The 3239-nt window shown below is 46.5% G+C and carries 5 protein-coding genes; 3 read left to right on the forward strand and 2 right to left on the reverse strand.

The genetic code is table 11. The features are described 5' to 3' along the window. Window positions 1-5: 5 nt before the first annotated feature. Complete coding sequence (locus RM811_RS21765; protein WP_402521032.1) at window positions 6-119, forward strand: IS1 family transposase; 114 nt, start codon at window positions 6-8, stop codon at window positions 117-119. On the opposite strand, the gene RM811_RS21770 is transcribed toward RM811_RS21765, so the two are convergent. Both RM811_RS21770 and RM811_RS21775 read right to left on the reverse strand, forming a co-directional pair. After that, window positions 75-359, reverse strand: coding sequence for a MurR/RpiR family transcriptional regulator (locus tag RM811_RS21770; protein ID WP_402528342.1), 285 nt, complete (start codon window positions 357-359; stop codon window positions 75-77). The genes RM811_RS21765 and RM811_RS21770 overlap by 45 nt on opposite strands. Window positions 360-638: 279 nt before the next feature. After that, a complete protein-coding gene (locus RM811_RS21775) occupies window positions 639-1487 on the reverse strand; it encodes a MurR/RpiR family transcriptional regulator (protein ID WP_402528345.1) in 849 nt (282 codons plus the stop codon). Between the two features lie 506 nt (window positions 1488-1993). Here RM811_RS21775 and RM811_RS21780 point away from each other — a divergent pair. Beyond that, window positions 1994-2701, forward strand: coding sequence for an N-acetylmannosamine-6-phosphate 2-epimerase (locus RM811_RS21780; protein WP_402528348.1), 708 nt, complete (start codon window positions 1994-1996; stop codon window positions 2699-2701). Window positions 2702-2714: 13 nt separating this feature from the next. Next, on the forward strand, window positions 2715-3239 hold a 525-nt coding region (locus tag RM811_RS21785), incomplete at its 3' end, for an ROK family protein (RefSeq protein WP_402528351.1).

A 3239-nucleotide genomic window follows, 5' to 3' on the forward strand; every position in this document is an offset into this window, starting at 1 on the left:
CATGGATCAAACGGTTAGCGAGAAAGAGTATATGCTTTTCCAAGCTTGAGAAGATGCACGATATTGTCATTGGATTACTGATTAACGCGCTTGAATTTGGGGTAGATATTTATGCTTGACCACACATTTGGCCCACTACCCCGAAATTCAGAAAAACTCTTGAAACCGGAATCTCTGCAAAATCTTACAACACTGGCTTCACTGGCTCCGGAAATTTCTGCCAGCTCAATTAATGTCTGGTGAATGACGGTATCCGGATTTTCGGTCACAAACCGATTGATTTTCGCCAACGCAGGGGACAGCTGATCAAACCGGCTTCGCAGTCGGGCTAACAACCCGTAATCTGAATCCTGTTTCATGGCTATTCCCTTCAGGGCATTTGTTAATTCGTGAGAGCATTAGACATCGAGTGGAGTTTAATTTCATTGATCCTTATCATATTGTAGATTTTTTTCTTATATGTCAGGAAGGTGTGAGGATTGTGTGATCATCATAAACGTATCTTTACAATATGCTTATAGTTTATTGATGTAATACAGCGGGTTAGAGATGTTGTTGGGGGTGCGTGGGAGTCTTAGAGGCAGCAACCTGGGGAGTCAGGTTGCTGCAAAGAGGGTTGATTAACCTGAATTTAAGTTTTATTGACTAAATACAATGGACTCTGCAGTGCGTGTCACTGAGTCCTTGAGTGTTGGATATTTATCCAGAATGCCATTGGCAATCAGGTCAATTACAAACATTTGTGCCGTTTTGGAATAGAATGCTCCGGCACTGAACGCAGATTCAGGGACTGCGGTATGCAGGGCGAGCGTGGCTATATTGGCCAGCTCACTGCGAGTATTACCCGTTACAGCGATAATAGCGGTACCCTGCTTTTTGGCTTTGTAGGCAGTATGAATCACGTCCTGAGTGTTGCCACTGCCGGAAATCAGGACAACAGCATCATTCTTTCTCATACAGGATGCAGTCATGATGGCGCTGTGCATATCATTTAAAGCCCGGGTTTTCATGCCAAGGCGCATCATGCGGTATTCGCCATAGGTCGCAATGGTTGCTGATGCACCGACGCCAAAAAAGTAGACGCTGTCTGCACTGCCTATCAGTTCGACAGCTTTATCAAGGAGTTCTCTATCTAATAGAGCGGCAGTGTCGTTCAGTGAGCTGACGGTTTTGGCCAGACTGTTTTTTACAGAGTCGCTTTCACTGTCGTCTATCGGAGGTGATTCCTTTAATAGACTGATGGACAGATCAATTTTAAAGGCAGCAAAACTACTGTAACCGGCATCACGACAAAACCGTACGACACTGGCTTCGCTGGAGCCAGAGTTGTCTGCCAGATCGACCAGCGTCTGATGAATTACGTTGTGAGGCTCATTGATCACATACTCCGCCACTTTCATTAGCGCGGGAGAGAGGTGCATCTTACGACCGCGCAGTTTAGCGAGCACGTTCTCGCCTGCAGACGCCATTCTTTTGGTTGAAGACATCAAAATTCTTCCTATCCATAGTAAACAAAGTTATATCAACAAATCACATAGACTCGGAATTACCAGGGAGGTAGCCAGCAACGCTCGATGGAATAAGTACCCAACCATATAAAATCATATTCAATATGGCCGCGTACTTACTAGTTCCCAGATCATTAAGTGATCCAGGGTTCCGTTGAGAACATTTTGTCAACGAAACCTTGATAGCCTGAAATAATATTGCAGAATGTACCGTAAAGCGGCTATTCATTCCTACTTTTTTGTGAACCAGATAACACATTTATACGATGGGCTGTTATGACCTGATGGTGTCTTTCTATTGTATGTAAAAACATGAAAAACTTTGAAAACATCATGCACAATAAAATCGCTTGCCGTAGTATTACTTCATCTATATATTTAGAGCGAAATATTACTCCATGTTCGTTTTCTCAAGGATTACTGGGCCTTGAAGACTACTATTCAATCTCCGATTGAGTTGCGAGCATCATGCATTGGTAACCAAAATGGATAAAGAACACTTTCTGAAACAGCTGGATCGTCAACTGATCGCTTCATGCCAACCTGTTGATAACGGTCCTATGGATACTCCGGAAACCATTACCCGTATGGCTCTGGCTTGTCGAGAGGGAGGCGCCGCAGCGGTAAGGATACAGGGTGTTATTAATGTGGCTGAGGTTGCCAGGGTACTTGATGTTCCGGTGGTCGGTATTGTAAAGCGTGATTTATTGGACAGTGATGTTCGCATTACGCCATGGCTGGAAGACGTTTATGCACTGGCTGAGGCGGGTGCGAAAATCATTGCGTATGACGCTACTCAAAGAAAGCGCCCAGTGGCTACGTTAGAGTTAGTAGAAGCCATTCATCGTTCCGGCTGTATTGCCATGGCTGACTGCGCCACGCTGGAGGATGGAATTCTGGCTGCCGAAATGGGCGTCGAGCTGATTGGAACGACCCTGTCCGGATACACTGAAGGCCTTATTCCTAAAGGGCCTGATTTTCAATTGATTCGTGCCCTGGCTGAGCGGGGCTATAAAGTGGTGGCAGAAGGTCGATTCAATCAGCCCGAACTGGCCAGTCGGGCCATCAGTGAAGGTGCCTGCTGCGTTACCGTTGGTTCAGCTATTACTCGTGTTGAGCATATTTGCCAATGGTTCTGCGATGCCATTGATGAAGCCTCTCTTTTTTCAGACTCTTCAATCAAAGAACAGTAGCGGAAAGGCAGTCATGATTATTGCAATTGATATTGGCGGCACCAAGCTTTCTGCCTCTCTAATAAACGACAATAGTCTTTTAGAGAGCCGGCGGTCCAGTACTCCAAAATGTGGTTCTGCCAGTGATCTCACTGTTGCCCTTGAGCAATTGATAACACCATTGCTTGGTCAGGCCACCTCCGTAGTTGTGGCCTCTACCGGCATTATCAATCAGGGACGATTAACGGCTGTCAACCCTGACAACCTGGGTGGCCTGAATGACTTTCCCCTGCAATCCGTTCTTGAAAGTATCAGCAGTTTACCGGTCAAGCTGCTGAATGATGCTCAGGCCGCCGCCTGGGGAGAATATTGTCAGTTGGGGAAAAACTGCAGAAATATGGCATTCATCACCGTTTCAGAGGCTGTCGCAAAACCCACCAGAAACCTCGTTCCCACGCTCTGCGTGGGAATGCATAGCCAACCACAGGAATCGTGTCTGTGGTTGGGTCCTGGCGCTACCACGCAGAGCGTGGGAGCGAGGAGGGTTTTGCGACAACCG

It is taken from the genome of Endozoicomonas sp., assembly GCF_031844845.1.
Taxonomy (GTDB): domain Bacteria; phylum Pseudomonadota; class Gammaproteobacteria; order Pseudomonadales; family Endozoicomonadaceae; genus Endozoicomonas.